This window comes from Paenalkalicoccus suaedae (genome assembly GCF_006965545.2).
Lineage (GTDB): Bacteria > Bacillota > Bacilli > Bacillales > Salisediminibacteriaceae > Paenalkalicoccus > Paenalkalicoccus suaedae.
In genome coordinates this window covers 12409-31584 of record NZ_CP041370.1, presented here as the reverse complement: position 1 = coordinate 31584, position 19176 = coordinate 12409, and the positions used below count along the sequence as shown (strand labels likewise).

Below are 19176 nucleotides of genomic sequence, written 5' to 3'. Positions count from 1 at the left end.
GTGTTGGCGCACTCCGGTATTTTTTTATGCAAAAACATCTGTTTTTTTTACATTGGTCATCATATAGATGACTAACGTATAAATTATATAACCAGTATATACTCAGTATATTCAGTTTGCAATGCAAACAACAAAATGATAAAAAAAGTAACAAAATAAGGGCACTTGTTATTGAGTGTTGCAACAAGAATCTCCAGACAACAGCTTTATTTTTTCAACTATTAACTGTAGAGTCGGATTTTGAACTATATTTGTTTTAGGAATACGAGAAACGGTTAGTGCCAGTTTCTCTAATTCGTCAAGTATTAACAAGCGATTAAAATAAATTAAGTGCTCAGGGAGATTATGCAAAGCATCCGACATCCTATAACACACATCATTTACTATTGCTTGTTCCCTTTTAGGAAAATGTCCAGCACCTGATATTGAACGGATATATACGAGACCAAAATTTAATAAGTCTAGCCCTATACGCTTTAATTGTTCATCACTTATACTTACTTCTTTATTTACCAACTTTTTATCTCCCTTCTTTAGCTGAAAGAATGTGTCCGAGAATATTCAGCTCTATAAGTTATTTATCCTCTCGCTCCTGGATCACTGGCACTTCTTCAGCTTCCGCATCATCGGCGCAACGCACCTGGCTTCCTGGGTTTCCGCAACCGGCAGCATTTAATACAATAAGAAAAATAAAAAAGCTCCCTGAAGTGAGGGAGCTTGTCTTCAAAAAAAATTACCGTTCTCTGCTGTTTCTTCGTTGTGCGCTTGGACTACTGCGCTTCAATGTAGGATTCTCTTGAATAGTCACTTGCATCTTACCCTTTCGAGGTTGCGGCTTAGATTTTTCAGCCTCTTGCTTTAATGACTGTTCTAATTCTCGGACTTCCATAAATTTATTCAGGACGCCTATTGTATCACGTTCCGTCAGCAATCCGATGTGTTTAAGAAAATCCTTCTCGTGATTCATCCATTTGAGTTCCCGTTCCTGCAAAACAACCCATGATTCCTTATCCAAACCAGCTGCTTTCCAGTCAGCAATCGGATACTTAAACTTGGAGAAATTCTTATTGTTATTATTAGATGTGATGTACCCGATCAGGACTTCAGGCTCGAAAGCACCTTCAATGGATTTCTTTGAACCTAAAACAAGGACAGGCCGCGCTTTACGACCTGTCCCATCTCTAAATTCAGTTATCGCTAAATGTATATTGCCTAGCTCTAATTTTTTTGGATCTGTTTCAGCCAATTATCTTAATTCCTGGTGAAGTTCATTATTTTCATCTAACAGGATAGTCCCGTCAGCGTTTCGTTCCGGGTAGTTCTCCGGACGATTATATTGGGGGTCAGCCAGCAGTTCTTTCATTTTCTCACGAGCTTGCTCAATTGTTTTTATTTTTTCCATACAATTGACCTCCCTTTCTCTATAATATATTATACCATTTTAGCGATACTGAAGATACCTTTTAGCCTTTTTTTCCCTTGATTAATTCAGGTAAATCGGTGTTTTATCACCCCCTAACAAGCATATTTTTTTTGCTCCTATGTTGCTTTTGAGAATGTGTTTTTTCGCGATGTTTTGAAGCAGCTCTACGGACCTTCAGCACATCATTCCAATCCTTAGAAACCTCTTCCACCGGCAGATATCCTAGATCATTATAGTTGTCGTAATAAAGTTGTACTTTCTGTTGCATTTTCACCTGATTAGTCAGATCAACCTCTTTTACATCCTGTTTTAAAACTGATCCTATATCAGTTTTTCCATCTATAGTGTTAGCTTTTAACGCCCTGGCAGCTTCTTCTATTGCTATTGGCACCTGGATCTCATAAGGTTTTTCACTAGGCAGCTGTTTAGCACCAAAATACTTGCCAAAACCATAACCGTTCGTAATCTCATTTGTATTTCCAAGGTTCGTTTCAGCTTTATGAATAGCAGCTAGGTACTTCCAATCGACCCCATATTGGCTGCCGTATGTTTGATACAGTTCTAAATATTCTTTGGGAATATGATTGTCTGCCGGGATTAAGTTATGAAATTTGACTTCCTCCCCTTTAACAGAAAACTCATATTGTCGTATTTCATCCATAAATTTGTGGCCAGCATGGTCATTATCAACTCCGAAGTATACTCCTTCTGTCGGAGCCACACCACGGGATTTCATTGTATGCTTTATCAGGTTGAAAACCGTGTTTTTCTTCACTCCATTCATTGAAATGAGACGGCAATTAGATAATTGGTCTTTATACATTGTCCAATAACTTAACAGATCAATAGGTGCCTCAAAAAAATAAAGTTTTTTAGGGACGCCTAATGAGACATTAAAGCCATAATTCCGCTGAGAATTGGGTTTAATTTGTTTAAATGTCGTTCTCTTTCCGTCTTTATTCATTGTAATGGTACCCTGAAGATCGGCACCTACACGCTTGCCTGTATTCCCCCAAACAAACACACAGTTTTTTCTTTTATCCTGTCTCAGTAATCCTTTCGCTATTAGTGCATTTACTATTCCTTTATCGATGCCTCTTTCTTCAGTCAAGTAACGTTCGACTTGTTCTGTGGAGTTATCATGAACGATGTCATAAACGAATTCTTTTTGCGGCTGCTCTTTAACTTCTTTTGTATGCTTATAGTCTTTTTCAGTGAGCATTGATACAGCATCACGGAAGCTTTTTCCGTAAAATGTGCGAACAAAATCAATTGAATTGCCGTTCTTCCCCTGGGAAAACCACTGAAAGCTGTTTTTCTCTTTATCAATCATTAAGCTATCGTGTTCAGCGCCCTGATACCATCTATCGCTCAATTTAACAAGCTCATAACCATTGGCCTCACAGAAGCCTACAATATCAACTGCAGCTGCTTGTTTTATGACATCTTCACTTACTCTAGGCATTTAAACTCCCCCTTTTATAGTCATAAAAAAAAGACCAGGATTTATCCTGATCTCACATGTGTTTTCTTTAATTTTTAATGCTGTTCACCAACATAAAAAGCTCCTAGCTTTTCAATATCATTATCGAATTCCTTATCAAGTGGCAGCCTGTTTATCATGAGATTTCTGTATTCCGGTCCGCAGCATGCTTCCCGCGCTTTATATACATCTATTTGAAACACGGGCACTTGGTTAGTGCCAACTCTGAATTCATTAAAAACATACCATTCCTCACGCGGCAGCCTTGTTTCTTTTTCTAACAACATGTATTCGGACGTTACGTTTTTGAAACCATAATACTTCTCAAGAAGGAACACTATATCTTTTCCTGCCACACAAATATCATCCCTAACAAGCTGCTCAAATCTAAAATGAATACACCCAATTATCTCTATAAGCTTTAAAAGCTCTTCCTCAAATCGGGAAGGTTCAATGTCCTTTTCGATAAAAAGCAAATAATCTGGATCTCTCTCTTCATTGATATAGTGATCTAGTTTAAAAATCATTGGCTTCCTCTCCTTTAATTTCAGAATTGCCTACCGGCTCTGTTCCATTTCATACTGCATTTGTTGGTACTTACGCATGTTTTTCATGCTCTGATAATCTTTATCTAAAGCGTGCTTGATTTTATTGATATCTGATCTTTTTATGCGCCTACCCTTTGTATCCCATTGTCTATTTGATACTGAACTAGGAGCATAGGTACCTGAGCGATTCATTTGTTTTGATTGCGACTCACGCCTACGTATTTCGGCCATTTCCTTCAGCATGGAGTTCCCTAATTTAGTGTAGAGTTCTTTATGTTTATTTTTCCTATACTCTTTATATCTCTCTACCTGTTTTGGTCCATCTCCGTATACTGATTTTCTGAATTCCATTTCTTCTTTTAACGACTGATCCAGCTCTTTATAGTCTTCAGGATGATACTTTTGAATGTACATCGTAATCACACTGTCTATCTCCGGCCGAATATTATTCAAAGCATTGTTATTATATTTCCACAGCCTCATGTCTTCCGGCAGATTTTCGTAGATATGGTTATACATCTTAGTCATGTATGTATCCAATCTAGGCTGAAATTTAAGTCCTTTAGGAGCAATACGATCATGGATCAGCTGTGATATTTTGCTAAGTTCTTTGTCCCGATCCATGAGGGTGTTTGCAACCTTACTTTTCATTTTATCCAGGGTTTTTAATTTCCGATTCCCACGCCGAGCCTGGTAAACCTCACCTGTTTTTTTGTTCGTAAAGACGCCGTACTCTTTTGTCGGATTGGGTTCAACTAGCGCAATGTGGACATGGATATTATCAGTGTTGTAATGTATGGCTGCGGACCAAACGCCACTTTGTTCAAGCTGCTCTTCTCTTAATAAAACTTCCATTCCTTTTCGAATAGAGTTTTGAATTGCCCCTTCATTGACCCAGCCAGTTTGCGAGTTATAAATCCCGCGTTCTTCTAACCACTTGTTATCGAAACTTATGACATCTTGCCACATGACTGAATCATTTTTTTGTGCTTGTCTGAAAATCTCCTTCAGCTGATTTTTTTCTACTGGTGATAAGCTATCTTTGTGCTGGGTAAAGATCCCGCTGCTCTTTTCCGGGTTCCCCATATATTGATTGTATCCGTCTAATTTATTTACATTGTAAGTCTGAAATTTCTCCGTTCGGACGGCTTCATCACGATTGATATAATTGACATACTTCGAAAATTTTGTTGATTTGCCCGACACATATTTAGAGACTAATACAACGCCAGGAGAATCCATTATTTTTCACCTTTCTGCATTTCCTGCTTAGCCTTCTGTTCATCTTTCCTTTGCTTAAATGTAGCAATGTCATTACTAACTTTTTCTTTTGCCATCGATACTGACTCAGAGGTATGCTGGTCCGTTAAAACTGTCACAGGTAACGGGTTGGCCATGAGAAATGCATTCCAAAGCTCTAAGTTAATTTGAGCATTTTTATCGGTGTGTCCGGCGCGCACACGGATAACGTCAAGCGTCTTCTTAAAACGCTGAAATATTTTCTCGACAAGTGCATCTTGTTCTGATAATCTCGCTTTCATTTCATCGTGTTCAGCAAAGATCAGTTCAATTGTTTCATTCATTTTTGAGCAATTCTTCGCTTTCATTTCTTTTTCAATATAAGCAATACCATACGGTGATTCTGTCGGACCACTAAAGGTAAGATGCTTCTTTACTTTTGCCATATATCTAACCCTCACTTTCTAATATCTTTTTTACACATGACAGCACAAAATGATCTTTGCAGCTCATTTTTCCTTCTTTTTAAAGACGGTCTTTAATAAAGAAAAGACTTTGCGCTTTAAACACTGCGGCCAGCTTATTTGCTGCTTTAAAAAGAAATAAGGACAGCGTCCTCAATCGGTCGCTATCCTTCATTTACTCTGATGAATTCGTTAAGTACTTTGGTGTTTTGTTCGAGGGCGAATGCTACAGATTTAATGACTTCTCCTAATTCGCTTCGCACGCCCTCAACTTCATCCGCAACAACATGTTTATCAAGCAATTGGCGGAGGTATTCTTGCTGAGAAAGTCCTGCCTTCCTCGCTTTATCCGCAAGCCTATTCATTGTATCTTTTGAAAGACCTTTGATGTTGAGATCCGGCATTTGTTAACGCTCCTTTTCATCGATTTCTGCACATTACTTTGCAACGATCTGTTCAAATAAGTGTTTCTTTTTCCAAGGCTTTTTGCGGCAGCAAAAAGCCGGCCCCCGATTCCGAAGGAAGGAGGGGGTGGAAAAGGAAAGAGCATAAGGGGAAACTGGCACCATTTGCATGGTGAAACCGCAGTGCGGTTTGTTTTTTCGTGGTACCAGATTTATTGCTGAATGCACATAAAAAAAACATTTATGTTCAACCATTATTTAGGTGATTTAGAACTAAATGCACATAAATCTTTATTTTATGCACACGAAAAATAACTGTTTTCCATACAGAAATTTAGTCTTCGATGACGAGATTGCTCTTTCTTTTCTTCAATAATTCATTCCGTTTTTCAAGTTCACCTAGCATTTCTTTGCTCGTTTTTATTGCCTCTTCTTTTGAAGAAATTTTGCTTTCATTGGATGAAATTTGTGATTCTGTTTCCTCTTTTTCTTTACCGATCTGGTATTCCTTATCTTCTTTTAAAGACGAGATTCGAGAGTTTATTTGAGTAATTTCAACCGCATATTCTTTCTGTTTTTTCTCTTCTTCTTGAATCAATTTTTTATTATTTTTGATCTTTAAATCGATATATTTTGCTTCATAATAATCCTGATTTCTTTTCACAAAAACATCCTTTGTTTTCGTATCTGCAGATGAGGAATATATCTTTTTGCTCGACCCGATTGAGCTTGAATCTTCATCATTTTCATCAGTCAGCTGAACCGAAACTGCTGTCCAATCTTCCGGAATATCTCTTACAAACAACACATAAAAATCATCACGAATCTTGATGATTTCGGGATGATATTTCTTTCTCTTATTTGATTTTTCCTTAACAATTGCATCTAATTTTGGAGGAATATCTTGTAGAGAATCTGTGATCATCAAATCAATTTCAAGCATGTGATTGTCTGAAAAATAAGTTCGATCCGTCATTTCCACAGTCATGTTATTTATACTAACGGGGGTGTTTAGTTTTGTATTTTCTTCTTCAAACGGCGAATCAAAAATGACCCTGCTGGACAAGAAAAACAGCAGGATCATGGCAATAACACCTGTAGAAACTTTATATTTTGCACCGACAGTTTTAAATTTTATTTTCACTTTTTCGGTTCCCCTCCTTTACTCTGTAATACGTACGACGACCCCATTAAAATGACTTTTCCAATAGCTATTACTCATCTTTGCCACGCTAACACCATAACTATTTTGGCAATTTAAAAACTCTCCATTCCCGAGATAAATTCCAACATGACCGTTTACTTTGTAAGTATCAAAGAATACTAAATCGCCTCTTTTAATATTTGAATATTTGACTTTTTTTCCGCGTACAACAAGCGTATCTGTTGTTGTAGAGGCTAAGTTTCCAAGGGATAAACCTGCCTTGTTAAACGCATAATGTACAAAGCTGCTACAGTCGAAGATCCCCTTTAAAATGTCACTTTGATTTCTCCCCCCACCCATTACATAAGTGGACCTTCCTATATAAGCCGAGCCTTCTTTTATTGCTTTCTCAATAACTTTGTTTCCACCCTTTATTACCTCAACTTCTCCACCATTTTCACCGTTATTCGGCTTTAGGTACCTCATAACGTGCTCTACATACAGCTGATCACCATACATCCAAGTTCCGTTTGGGCGCTGCTGTCCGTTACTGTGAATTCGAGCAAAATCAGCAGCGTTTTCTTTTGTCCAACCTCCACTTTTCTTTATCGCCCAATTGATATATCCACTTCCAAAGTTATAGCCTTGCAGCGCCGTTTCTTTGACATTTTTTTTAGCTGCTTTGGCTGCTTTATATACTGAAGCAAAGTTTGCAACACCTACTTTGATTGATTCATGAGGATCGGTAATTGAGTTGGGAGGCAGCCCTTTTGATTCACTTGCTTGCATTACATCTAATGACTTCCCACCAGACTCTTGCATGATCAGTGCTAGTATTAAATCAACTAAATCTGGTATGTCATTCGCTTTACATTCTTTTTCTACAACTGCCCTATACTGTTCAACTTCTGGCGCAATGTTTATCGCAGATTCTCCGCCGCCTCCGCCCGAATCTGAACCTGATAGGCCAGAAATTATCCCTATCGCACAGACAATAACTACACATACTACAATCGTAATTAAACCGGCCCAAGAGCATAAAAAAAACAGAAGCGCGCGCTTCTGTAATTGTTTCTTAATTAAGTATTTCACTGCTTCTTTGGCGGCAGATGCCCCGTTATTCATTCTCTTTCAACCCTTTACCTGTTACAGCAAAATATGTTACGGTCCAATTATCTTCTCTTTTGTTTAAATCCAATTCAAATTCAACTTCAATAGTGCCAGTGACCTTCCTCTTATCATCCAATAATTCAGCATTAACACTGGCAATCCAATGAGGCTTTCCGTTTACTAAAGAGAAGCCTGAATAAGAAATGTCCTGTACTTTTCGATAAGCGAAAGGCTGCACTTTTGTATTGTTTTCTTCAGCAAGACTTAATTCCTTATAAAACTCCGGAGTCAAATATTTTTTTGACTCCTTTAAATGTTTGTCTTTATTTTTATAATCGTACGAGTAATATGATTCTATAAAGGATTTCAGTGTTTGTTGCATTTCTTGTTTATCTTTATCCTCTGCTTTTTCTTCCTTCACGACAGAACTTTTGTAGGTTGATTGCTCTGAACTATTCCCTTCAATTAAGCTTTCTTTTTGTTCATTCTTTGTTACCTTTTCTTTATTACTTCCGCCCATAAAATAAAGCAGCATAGCCCCAATAAAAACAATACATATGACTATAAACAGCTTCTTTTGCCTAACAATCTTTTTTTCTGCATTTTCTTCATTTGCCGGAATCTTTTTCAACATTAAGCCCCACCTTCAAACAGTTCAAGTTCCTCTTGGGTAGCCTCTACATGCATAACTAAATTACGATCCCCAGCTATCGAAAGAATACAATCACCAGTTTCAAATTTAGGCAGCAGAGCATACTCATTGTCTGTCATTTGGTCTTCAAATAAATTCTTAATTAATTTCATTGAAGTCTGATCTTGTTTGAACAGAGCTTTATACTGAGTTAACCCAAATATTTCACGAAGTTTATTTGCTGCTATAGCCATATCTGGATCAGAAGTATTGGTATTCGGAAACATCCGTTCAATACGCTGTGTAGCCAATACCAGACCACCAAAGAACTTACGTGCTTCAGACATAAGAGTAACAAAAAAGTTCGCGGTGTGAGCTTTTTTCAATTCCAACAAATTGTGACACTCATCAAGTATAATAAGGAATCTCGTAATATCGAACCAATGTATTTTACCTTTATCATAAGCTTCTTTTTCTTTTCTTCCAATATTCATCATCGTACCCCAAATTTGACTGAGCGCATTAAATATTTGGATATCCTTTACTTGATCGCTCAGCTGTGACAGGTTTCCGATGTCGTAAAATACGATCTGTTCATTCACCATATCCGGAATAGTAGTAATACCATCAAATATCTCTCCAAATTGAGTAACAAGGTTCTTTATTGACATAGCTATGTCGCCAATTCTGGACTTGAAATTTGGATCTTTTTCTGCATGATATCTTTCTTCACAATATGCTTGAAAATCAGATAATAATGGATATTCTTCAGGAGGTAATTGAGTGATATTGGAGCGTGCATCTTCTCCCCAAAAGTTATGCTTCTCGTAAAATCCATATACTAATTCATCAAATTGAACTAAAACATTATCATCGGATTTAGGGTTTTTAATTCGGTAACACGAATTTAATTTTGAAACATGCTGCCTAAAAGAAGCACTTTCGTCTATTACGACTTTGTCCCCTATTTTCTTTGTCACAGACGGGAATATCTGCATTAAATTTATACGGCCGTTGCTCCCATCCAAATCAATAGTAATTCCGCCCATATCAGCCGTAACGGATTGAAATTCACCTGATTTATCAAAGCCCCGAATAAAGTTACCTTTTGAAGCATTATCTCTTAGGATCTTTTTTAGAAGTGTTGACTTACCTGATCCCATATCCCCTGCCACAAACATGTTATAATATAGCCTTTTAGTTGTCTTATGGAACAAATCCCAATAAACTGTTCCTCTCGTTGATGTATAACCATAATAAACACCTGTTGGATCACTTAGACTGGTTTGATCATAAGCAAAACCTAAACCAATGGCCTCAGCAGGCATATCATTTCCTATTCTTTTGTTTGGCATGGTTAATTGAGTTTCATAATCAAGAAATAAGGATTGCCATTCTTCTTTATTTTCATCAAGAAACACTTTACTTTTAAAACCATCACTGTCAATACTCTTTTGAACTTCAGATATACGTTTTTCTAATTCCGATTGTGTGGCACCATGCAAAAAGATCCGGACGTGAATCTGTTTAATTACTTCTCCACCTTTGGTAATAGCCAACCCGAGTTCTCTTAAAGTCTGCAATTCTTCACGAGCTACATCTGCATCTGTTTCATTAGCTGCATTACGTATCCTCGATTTCATTTCATTAGTCGAGCTTTTTACCTTATCAGTATAATTGATGTCTTTTTGTGTATAGGTATCAATAGTAACAATTGTGTTATGAATACTAGTTAATTTGTTTAACCAGTATGGTGTGAAATTTTCCGGATAACGGTATACATGGAGACAAGCAACATATCCATCACCTGTACGATTAAAAAATTCATCCTTAAAAGAAATGCCACCCATTGGTTGGGTGGCATACACAAAATCTAAATCCTTAATAATTTTTTCCATATCCATTCACCGCCTAAATAAAGTTATTCATACCATGTAAGATCTTAATTTTTTTCTCGATAGAAATCGGCTGCGGTTCTAAAAAGTTTGTAAAGCGAGTTAAATCGTCAATCCTTTTAGTAAGTTCTTCTGCTGTTCTTCCAAAGACAATGAGGTACGTGCGACGACTTTTATATGTTTTTTCTATGAATTTCAACTTTTCGAGTTCAGCGTTTAATACTCTCAACCTTGCAAAGTTATTTGTTCGTTCAATTTTGTATTTAATATATTCTTGCTGAAGCTGATTATCTTCAGGCAAATTCATATGCACTTCTTTAAGAGGATCTGAATAAATTTGCTGTAGTTTCCAGTAGGACTCTGTTACAAAGTTAAACTCTTTTTCGTCTAGGATATTGGTGTCATAATGTTTAACGTCAAATACCTCAAAGTAGCCTTCTTTTAGTCCAAATTTTGTTTTTACATAACCCTCATCAGTATATCCACATACCGGATATACACGATTGATTCGATCAATACTCTTTTGTATTTTTTTTAATTTCCGTGTACTTCCTGATTGATTCTTCTTTTTAACTGACAGTGCATCAAAACCCATTTTAATCCTCCTGCTTTATCATGGAATAATTGACAGGCTCTTGTGCTTTATATGTCCGACTATCCTTTCTGAAAACCATGAGCGTCATTTCATAAATCTTTTTACTTGGTGAATCAGGACACGGCCAAAGATAAAATGTAGTGGCAAGCACGATAAATAATACAAAAGGTATCTGAAGATACGGGTATACCAAGCCTTTCATGAAATACCCGACAGCCAAACTCCCAATAATCACAAAACCATCCACAACCGTTAGTTTATTCCATTGTATTTTTGCTTGAATATTTTCTGGTACTGATACGGTTTGCCTCATTTATCAGTCCCCCCTTTGAATCCAGTATTTACAGTGTTTTTTGCGATATCGTAAGCTGTCCTTGAATTTCTTACTGACTTTGAATCATATATCCGTTGCGCCAAGTCAGCATACTTATTAACCAAGACATCCTTTGCAGTCATATTCGTAGTTGGCCTTTTTGTCATCTGATTTTTAAATGCTTCTGCAGTTGTTTGAACATGTTTAGGCATTCCAATCGGTTTATTGCTTACTGTACTCACTCCTTTAGGTGAGTAATCAAAACGGCCACCTCCCATATTTTGTACAGGTGCTCTATAGGTTGGTAAAACATTTCCTACGGCAGCGCGGTGGGTTGGCAAAATGTTACTTGCCGGTGTAGGCGCCGAATAAGTTGAATTAGAACCATTTGAAACGGAATTTACTATCGATGTATTACTGCTTGGTGCAACAGGTGTCAGTGAAGCCGGCGCCGCCTGTGAAATAGGACTGCTCGGCATAAGACTTCCTGAAGAATGTGAACCTGTATTCTGTGGCATAGTCGCAAACAACGAATCCCATCCATTATTGGAAGTGCTATTGTTTGCTGTGAGACCACTATTAATCGGCCCCTGAGACAATTGTCTACCAGGTGTAACTGATGTGTTTCCACCGATCTGACTAGAAATTGGTCCTACAGGTGGTATTTGAGATGACAATGGCGTATTAGTAGAGCTTCCTGGTACGTTTCCGCCGCCTTGTCCTGGAACTGGGATTCCTGTTGGCCCTTGGGACGATAATGGCGTATCAGAGCTTCCTGGCGCGTTTCCGCCGCCTTGTCCTGGAACTGGGATTCCTGTTGGCCCTTGGGGCGATAATGGCGTATCAGAGCTTCCTGACGCGTTTCCGCCGCCTTGTCCTGGAATTGGACTTCCTGTTGGCCCTTGGGACGATAATGGCGTATCAGAGCTTCCTGGCGCGTTTCCGCCGCCTTGTCCTGGAACTGAGCTTTCCCCTGTCATGTTAGACAACGGTGTATTTCCATCTTTGTCAGCAGCAGTCCCACCTGACTGACCAGGTTGTGCCCCTTCAGATGATGCCATATTAGATAACGGTGTATCTCCGTCTTTGTCAGCAGCAGATCCACCTGGTTGATCAGGTTGTATTCCTTCAGATGATGCCATATTAGACAACGGTGTATTTCCGTCTTTGTCAGTGGCCATTTCAATGTTTTTACCTTGCTGAGTACCTAGACCATCACTAGCTGCATCAGGACTCGACTGATCTTTTGATGCTTGTAATGGTGTATCTCCATCTTTTGATAGAATATTGTCTGATCCTTTCTCATTGTTGCTTCCAGCTTCTTCTTCGGAAGACATGGATGATAGTGGTGTATTATGATCTTCCATTGGAGATCCATTTTCTGTGCCTGATCTATCATCGCGATTTTCGATACCCTCTGTTGATGAATCGGAGCTATTTTCTTTATTCAAAGACGACAACGGAGAATCAGATTGTGACGATTTATCCTTCTCTTTCTGATCGTCACCAGACATCATTGCTTCTTTTAAAGCATCGTCTGACATAACATTAGTCGGTTTACCGGCTAATCCATGTGACAAAGGCGTGTCACCGTCTTTTCCAATTTTCCCCCCGTTACTTCCTCCACCACTTTTAGCAGCTTCCATGTTCTCTTTAAAACCATCAAGTATACCCTTTCCAGCACCCATACCAACTAAAGCAGCATCAGATGATTTCTTGGCAATTTTGCCTGCCATTTTCCCCGCCTTTTTAGCTGTTGATGCCGTAAAGTCCGTAGCCATTTTTGCTGTTTTAGCACCTGCAAATAGCCCAACTAAACTCCGCGAAATGCTCTTCAATCCAGAATCTATACCAAACATTTCTTCTATAAAGTTAGGACCATCCACCGTTAAAATAGCTGCTGCAATCAATACAACTATTTTTATTGGTGCAGATATGTCAGCTTGGCCAATGTAATCTGTAAAAAGGATGTAACATTGTAACAAAAGCTCGATTGAAAATAAGACAATGAAAGTATTCTTTATCTTCTCCAAGAACTTTTTATTACGTTGACCGTTTTCAAGATCCGTTAAAGCAGTTCCTACACTGAAAATCTTTAAGATTCCTAGTTCCATGATTAACTGCGCTGTCTTAAACATGGTCATAAATAAAACAAATGCTATGGTACCAAGTTCAAACATCATGTACCAAGGGTGCCAAGAATATCGATAATAGGCTTCATCATCTTGTATCCAAAATGACTCAAGATCCTCTAATTTCTTCTCTCCGGATGCATCGCTTACTTTTTTATCTAATATTTTTTCGCCATCTTTAGTTAACGGACTAGAGTGAAAAATTCCACCTGTATCAACTGGCTCCGTTATATCTAAAAGTTTCACATCCTCGTCATTCTCGATATTATTTTTCTTCTTTAGCTTTTTGAATTCTTTCTTACTCCACTCAGCATCCTTGTCGATTTTATAAACATCGACTATATTGTTTTGATATATTTTAGTGGAAACACTAAGCTTTCCGTCTTCATCAAGCATTCCTTTCCCAGCAAGCAAGAGATCCGACGCCTGCTGCATCCCCCATGGCAGTACAAGGAAAAGAGTTAAAGCAAATAATGAATTTGTGATTATTTTGTCGTAATCAGTTTTCTTCTGAACTATGATTTTCCATCCAAGAAAGCCAAGCGCCAATGCCATTAATGCAAAAATGACAGGCATCCACTTATCTATAAAGCCACTAATTTGGTCACTATCGAAGAAATTAAGCAAATCATAAATCTCTTCAATCCCCCCAGATAGGGCATCTACAATTGCGGCCAGGCCCATAATAACCCACCATCCGATGACTCGGAATGGTGCGGTCCAAATTGAAGTCAGGGATAGGTAATCTTGAAACCTAAGCAGTATTTTCAGAATCTCTGAATCATCCATAAACAACCCTCACTTACTCTATATGTGTTTTAATTTGTTCATAAATTTCTTTTTTTCTCTGGCGCTCTAAAAAAGGCCCTTAATTCCTCAACTGTTTTCAGACTATCGAAATACGCATATTCGCTTTCAGATAATTGCTTATGAGCAAGTAACTTTATATACACGTAATGATCAGGTTTAATTGCATCAGAAATAGGTGTACTCGTTTCGTACACCTCTTCAAGTGAATTCATAATAATATCCTCCTCACTTGCTTCTAAATCATCTTCATGTAATGATTCATTCATTGGCGGATCTTCATAAAATCCATGTTCGTTCATATTCTCAACTGGAATTGAGGCGAATAGTGAATCCATTCCCTCTGAAGATTCAGTAAACCCAATCGGTTCTTCAGGCAATGGGAATTCACTAGAAAACAGGTTCACCAGGAGCCTTTTTAGCTTTTTGTTTTTTCCCTTTACCTGGTTTACTTTTTCTTTCCTCCTTCACAGGTTCATTAAATTCAAATTCAATCAATAAGCTTTCCAGATCCAGTGTTTCATGCTCTCCTCTAAACCCTAAATCACCAAGAGCAATCTTATTATCAAAACGATGCATCAAATACTCGTATCTATGCAGCATATTTGTTCCGTTATCTAAAGAAGCAAAAATCGGATAAGGAACTACCCTATTTCTTTTTAAGTCCTCACGTTTTTTAGTCCTTAAAACAACCCACTCACCTTTTTTCAACCTTCTTAGCTCGTCAGGAAGCATTAAAGGCCTTTCTTCTTCTCTTTCGCTATACGATTTATGAACGTCCATTAAATCACCCTGACGATCTGCAGAAATTACCGTGGTAACACCCAATTTTTCACTAAACTTTTCGGCGTCCTCCCACTCGTCACTCATAATGTAAATCTGGTTACCCAAGTTCCCCATTATTGCCACGGCCATGTCGTCTCCGTAGACATCACGTAGCTGAGAAACGTTTTGAATAACAAGCGTATAGAGCATACCTCGGCTTAGACCAACTGCCAGGGATCTATTTAACCCTTCAATTGGCGGGATATTAGCGACTTCTTCAAAGAGAAACCTTACTTTCCTTGGAAGTGTACTTTCTTTGGATAATGTAGCTTTCTCGGAAAGCACAGCGTTTACTTGTGATAAGAAAGTAGAAATAATAGTGTAGTTAGAATCATCCCAATCGGGGTAGACAATGAATAACGCGACTGGTTTTTCTCCGTAAGCTAAATCCTCAATATTCAAGTCATTACGAGCTGTCATTCGGGCGATTGTATCGTAAGTATAGTTTTTAAGTTTGGCCATTGTACCTGTGTAAATACCGCTGCGTGTTATGCCTTGTGAAAATTGAATTGTCCCATACTGTAACTTAGCAGGGTGAGAAGGCGGCAAATTACCAAAGAAATGATCAAGTCGTGTATACCCGTCTTCATCTGGATTACTTCCAAGTTCGTTTAACATAACTGTCAATGTATACATCGTGATATTTTCTGGCTGTCCATTCTTAATGCACAAATCACAAACCGCGAGAATCAAGGCGTTTACCAATGCAATAGATGCATTTTCCCACATAGGATCTGCATGTGACTTATCATTATGGAACAGTGAGTAAGATAGTGTATTACAAAGCATTTGGGCTTTAGAATAGTCTTTCTTCAAATATGCTTGTTTAACTAATTCCAATGGATTATAGGCCATTCCCCAATACGGATTCAATAAGTTGAAACACATAACTTCATAACCGTACTTTTCGAATTCAGCGCGGGTATTTTTAAGCATGTCACCTTTTATATCTGTAATTACTACAGAGTCTTTTTCTTTTGCTCTCATAATGACATCTAAATATGGATAGGAATAAGTTTCAGTCTTACCAGATTGTGTTGAAGCAACCACAAGGGTATGAGTTGAGTTTGTGTCAACGTAAAGATGGTCATTAAAATGAACAATCGGCATTCCTGCACTGCCTTCATACTCATTATCATCATCTTTAACAGCCTTATAGGTTTCTTGAATCTCCATAATCTCAGTCCATCGTGCTGTACCTTTCGTTTGCTTATTGATATCACGAAAAGCGATTCTAAACCTATACACTTGTCTCAATATGAAAATTGAAGCAAGAACGTACACTACTCCATAAACAATGCCCATACTCCAATCAAATTCAAAAAACCACTTCCAGGTCATCGAACTAAAAGGACTTGAAAGCTGTGACTGGTCAAAGTTTTTAAAAGAAGAGAGTATTACGGGAATCTGTTTTAAAAGATGTATGAAAAAATTAGTAATACACGTCACTGCTACATAACAAAACAGTGTAAAGGCAATCAAAAAATACTTATCTGCAAATACTTTTTTCCACTGTTTAAACTCCTTGTGCAAAAGATCACCTCAAAAAAAGAAGCCGTAAACACGGCTTCCTCACTTCTATTATCTTTCTAGACCTTTAACTTTTCTTGAACCTTTCAAATTTGAGGGCTTTTTAATTTGAACTTCAACTTTTCCTTTTTCAGTCCCTTTATTCTCTAGTTCCCTTTCAGTTGACAGATCTTTTTCATTTTTTTTCATCAGCACATCATCTTTTGATAGCTGTTCAAGATATTTAGATTTATTTTGATTATACTGCTCATAAGTTAGAGGTTCAGGCACAGTTGTAGGCCAAGGTACTTGTTTAATTTTCATCTCTTTAGAAAAATCATTAATAAAGGAGTTAGTCATATTAACAGCAGTTGCTATCTGTTTATTAAGGTTATCTGCTGCCATTGTCCTTAATAAAATAACCGGATATTCCGGATCTTTACTAAAATTAGAACGAATTTCTCCTTCCAACTCTTTGATGACAGCGTAATCTGGGGATTCATTCTTCAACATAGATCTGTTCTCGTCATGAACTAACGCTAAATGTTTTGTATACTCGTTGATGTAAAGTTTACTTTCATTCTCCAACATGCCTTCCTTGAACTGGTCTGGAAAGATTTGATGAATTGGTTTAGACTCACGATAATCGGCCACATAATTCTGATACTCGTTTTGAGAAGAAATAAATCCCATCAAACTTGTATCTTGTTCTGATCTGCCTGTGAAATTATTACCTCGTAAAGATGAAAAGGTTTGTGAGTTAACCATTGTCCTATACAACTCATCATACGCTTCAAGACTATTTCCAGGAGTCAAGTTTTCTCCTTGTTCTTTGAAGTAGCTTCCTAAAGCTGTTTCAATTCGTTCCCCAAATACATTAATATTTATTTGAGATTCTCTTCCAGCTAGAATCTCAATTTTAGAAAACTTGCTTCTGAAATCGCTACTTCTTACTTGGTTCTCACAGTAGTTATAAAGCTTTACCTTTTCGGACAATTGATTAATTTTTTTTCTGTTAAAGATTTTGTTCAGGAAGGTATTGGCTTGATTAAGTTCATTTAAAGCTCTTTTTTTGCCTTCGCTGAGAGCCGATCCAAGAGCATTTAGATAAGGTGACGCCTTCTTTTCCATATCAACATCATATCGATCAACGTTATTGGCCAAAGCTTCCTCCTTTCTGCTTAACAATGTTAAAGCTTTTTGTAAGAGGCTACTAGGTTGCTGACCTTATTTCCAATGTCAATTACCCAGCCGGGAACTGTTAGCGGGCTATTTCCTGATTCAACGTTGAAATAAACCTGTACGCCGATAATAAGAAGAATGGCAAACAAAATGAGCTTGGAGGACCCAAGCCCAGGCGCTGCCATTCGTTTTCTACGTTTGGCCAAAGCTTTCTTATGTTTGTCTTCCTTTTTCTTTTCTTTAGCCAACTTTTTATCTAATTCTAGTTTTTCTTTCTTAATTTCTTCAATCAATTCAATCTTGGCCATCTTAAGTTGCTTTTCAAGGTCACGCATAGCAGCTGATTCTTGTGCCACTATAGGCGGATGTATTTCACGTTTATTTTTACGATCAGGTACATACTGTTTCTGCTTTTTAAGAAAAGCTATTCCTTTACTGAATCCATTGGATAAATGCGTTTTTACAGCTGCAGCTGGTTTTCCTTTTTTGTTTTCCTCGACAATTTCTTCAGCCTGGCGGGCACGCTCTGCCTCAGCTGCCTCTTGCCGGGCCTTCTCTTCAGCCTGGCGGGCACGCTCTGCTTCAGCTGCCTCCTGCCGGGCTTCCTCTTCAGCCTGGCGGGCACGCTCTGCCTCGGCTGCCTCCTGCCGGGCCTTCTCTTCAGCCTGGCGGGCACGCTCTGCCTCGGCTGCCTCCTGCCGGGCCTTCTCTTCAGCCTGGCGGGCACGCTCTGCTTCAGCTGCCTCCTGCCGGGCTTCCTCTTCAGCCTGGCGGGCACGCTCTGCCTCAGCTGCCTCCTGCCGGGCCTTCTCTTCAGCCTGGCGGGCACGCTCTGCCTCAGCTGCCTCCTGCCGGGCTTCCTCTTCAGCCTGGCGGGCACGCTCTGCCTCGGCTGCCTCCTGCCGGGCCTTCTCTTCAGCCTGGCGGGCACGCTCTGCCTCGGCTGCCTCCTGCCGGGCCTTCTCTTCAGCCTGGCGGGCACGCTCTGCCTCGGCTGCCTCCTGCCGGGCCTTCTCTTCAGCCTGGCGGGCACGCTCTGCCTCGGCTGCCTTAGGATCTAGTTCATTTTTCTTTCTGCCTTTAAAAAAACCTAAATTCGGAACTGAAAACAGCTTCTTATTACATTCCTGTTCAACAGCTTCCTCTTCCATGGCTTTTGATAACATTTGAAGCAATGCATCTTTTTCTTCCTGCGGACTGTCTTTAAAAGTAGTATCTAATGTTCTGCTTACGAGAAAGAGTAGGTTGTTCGAAATCCCTTCTCCAACAGAAAAAGATTCCCGAAAGAGAACTGAATTATCTTCATCGTCAAAGATAGTTAATACTATTTCCGCATTAAGGTTATTTTCCTCAGCAAATCTCTCTAATTCCGCCATTTTCGAGGAAGCTAAACGTATACTGTATTGTTTTCTGGATGGAATAATGGATCGAAATTTTCTCCCACCCTTAAACGAAGCTCGAATCATTTAGAT

The 19176-nt window shown here is 38.6% G+C and carries 19 protein-coding genes; all 19 read right to left on the bottom strand.

What is annotated here, in order from left to right:
- Window positions 1-168: 168 nt before the first annotated feature.
- The 19 genes from FLK61_RS00190 to FLK61_RS00100 all read right to left on the bottom strand — a co-directional run bounded on the left by FLK61_RS00190 (window position 169) and on the right by FLK61_RS00100 (window position 19170).
- Window positions 169-516 carry a hypothetical protein gene (locus FLK61_RS00190; protein WP_013603227.1) on the bottom strand — a complete coding sequence of 116 codons (348 nt, stop codon included), beginning with the start codon at window positions 514-516 and terminating at the stop codon, window positions 169-171.
- A gap of 217 nt (window positions 517-733) precedes the next feature.
- A complete protein-coding gene (locus FLK61_RS00185) occupies window positions 734-1246 on the bottom strand; it encodes a type II toxin-antitoxin system PemK/MazF family toxin (protein WP_013603225.1) in 513 nt (170 codons plus the stop codon).
- On the bottom strand, window positions 1247-1402 hold the full coding sequence (locus FLK61_RS00180; RefSeq protein ID WP_013603224.1) for a hypothetical protein: 156 nt from the start codon (window positions 1400-1402) through the stop codon (window positions 1247-1249). It lies immediately after the preceding gene.
- Window positions 1403-1508: 106 nt separating this feature from the next.
- Complete coding sequence (locus FLK61_RS00175; protein ID WP_013603223.1) at window positions 1509-2888, bottom strand: DUF3991 and TOPRIM domain-containing protein; 1380 nt, start codon at window positions 2886-2888, stop codon at window positions 1509-1511.
- 74 nt (window positions 2889-2962) lie between these two features.
- On the bottom strand, window positions 2963-3433 hold the full coding sequence (locus tag FLK61_RS00170) for a hypothetical protein (protein WP_013603222.1): 471 nt from the start codon (window positions 3431-3433) through the stop codon (window positions 2963-2965).
- A 30-nt stretch (window positions 3434-3463) separates the two neighbouring features.
- Window positions 3464-4696, bottom strand: coding sequence for a MobP2 family relaxase (gene mobP2, locus FLK61_RS00165; RefSeq protein WP_013603221.1), 1233 nt, complete (start codon window positions 4694-4696; stop codon window positions 3464-3466).
- Complete coding sequence (locus FLK61_RS00160) at window positions 4696-5139, bottom strand: hypothetical protein (protein ID WP_013603220.1); 444 nt, start codon at window positions 5137-5139, stop codon at window positions 4696-4698. The genes mobP2 and FLK61_RS00160 overlap by 1 nt, the downstream gene beginning before the upstream one ends.
- A gap of 182 nt (window positions 5140-5321) precedes the next feature.
- The gene (locus FLK61_RS00155) at window positions 5322-5561 is read right to left on the bottom strand and encodes a hypothetical protein (RefSeq protein WP_013603219.1); all 240 of its coding nucleotides are present in this window, start codon (window positions 5559-5561) and stop codon (window positions 5322-5324) included.
- 334 nt (window positions 5562-5895) lie between these two features.
- Complete coding sequence (locus FLK61_RS00150; protein WP_013603217.1) at window positions 5896-6705, bottom strand: coiled-coil domain-containing protein; 810 nt, start codon at window positions 6703-6705, stop codon at window positions 5896-5898.
- Between the two features lie 18 nt (window positions 6706-6723).
- Window positions 6724-7830 carry a bifunctional lytic transglycosylase/C40 family peptidase gene (locus FLK61_RS20135; protein ID WP_013603216.1) on the bottom strand — a complete coding sequence of 369 codons (1107 nt, stop codon included), beginning with the start codon at window positions 7828-7830 and terminating at the stop codon, window positions 6724-6726.
- Window positions 7823-8449 carry a hypothetical protein gene (locus FLK61_RS00140; RefSeq protein WP_013603215.1) on the bottom strand — a complete coding sequence of 209 codons (627 nt, stop codon included), beginning with the start codon at window positions 8447-8449 and terminating at the stop codon, window positions 7823-7825. The genes FLK61_RS20135 and FLK61_RS00140 overlap by 8 nt, the downstream gene beginning before the upstream one ends.
- On the bottom strand, window positions 8449-10344 hold the full coding sequence (locus FLK61_RS00135; protein WP_013603214.1) for a VirB4 family type IV secretion system protein: 1896 nt from the start codon (window positions 10342-10344) through the stop codon (window positions 8449-8451). Before FLK61_RS00135 ends, FLK61_RS00140 begins: the two co-directional genes overlap by 1 nt.
- Window positions 10345-10357: 13 nt before the next feature.
- Window positions 10358-10936: a hypothetical protein gene (locus FLK61_RS00130; protein ID WP_013603213.1), complete on the bottom strand. Its 579-nt coding sequence runs from the start codon at window positions 10934-10936 to the stop codon at window positions 10358-10360.
- Between the two features lies 1 nt (window position 10937).
- Complete coding sequence (locus tag FLK61_RS00125) at window positions 10938-11249, bottom strand: DUF5592 family protein (protein ID WP_013603212.1); 312 nt, start codon at window positions 11247-11249, stop codon at window positions 10938-10940.
- Window positions 11246-14170, bottom strand: coding sequence for a pLS20_p028 family conjugation system transmembrane protein (locus FLK61_RS00120; RefSeq protein ID WP_061113857.1), 2925 nt, complete (start codon window positions 14168-14170; stop codon window positions 11246-11248). Before FLK61_RS00120 ends, FLK61_RS00125 begins: the two co-directional genes overlap by 4 nt.
- A 38-nt stretch (window positions 14171-14208) precedes the next feature.
- Window positions 14209-14595, bottom strand: coding sequence for a hypothetical protein (locus FLK61_RS00115; protein WP_176007607.1), 387 nt, complete (start codon window positions 14593-14595; stop codon window positions 14209-14211).
- Complete coding sequence (locus FLK61_RS00110; protein WP_142767568.1) at window positions 14579-16546, bottom strand: VirD4-like conjugal transfer protein, CD1115 family; 1968 nt, start codon at window positions 16544-16546, stop codon at window positions 14579-14581. The genes FLK61_RS00115 and FLK61_RS00110 overlap by 17 nt, the downstream gene beginning before the upstream one ends.
- 48 nt (window positions 16547-16594) lie before the next feature.
- Window positions 16595-17686 (bottom strand): hypothetical protein, encoded by a 1092-nt coding sequence (locus FLK61_RS00105; RefSeq protein ID WP_013603209.1) that lies wholly within the window; start codon window positions 17684-17686, stop codon window positions 16595-16597.
- Between the two features lie 26 nt (window positions 17687-17712).
- Window positions 17713-19170, bottom strand: a complete 1458-nt coding sequence (locus FLK61_RS00100; RefSeq protein WP_013603208.1) for a hypothetical protein — start codon at window positions 19168-19170, stop codon at window positions 17713-17715.
- Between the last annotated feature and the right edge of the window lie 6 nt (window positions 19171-19176).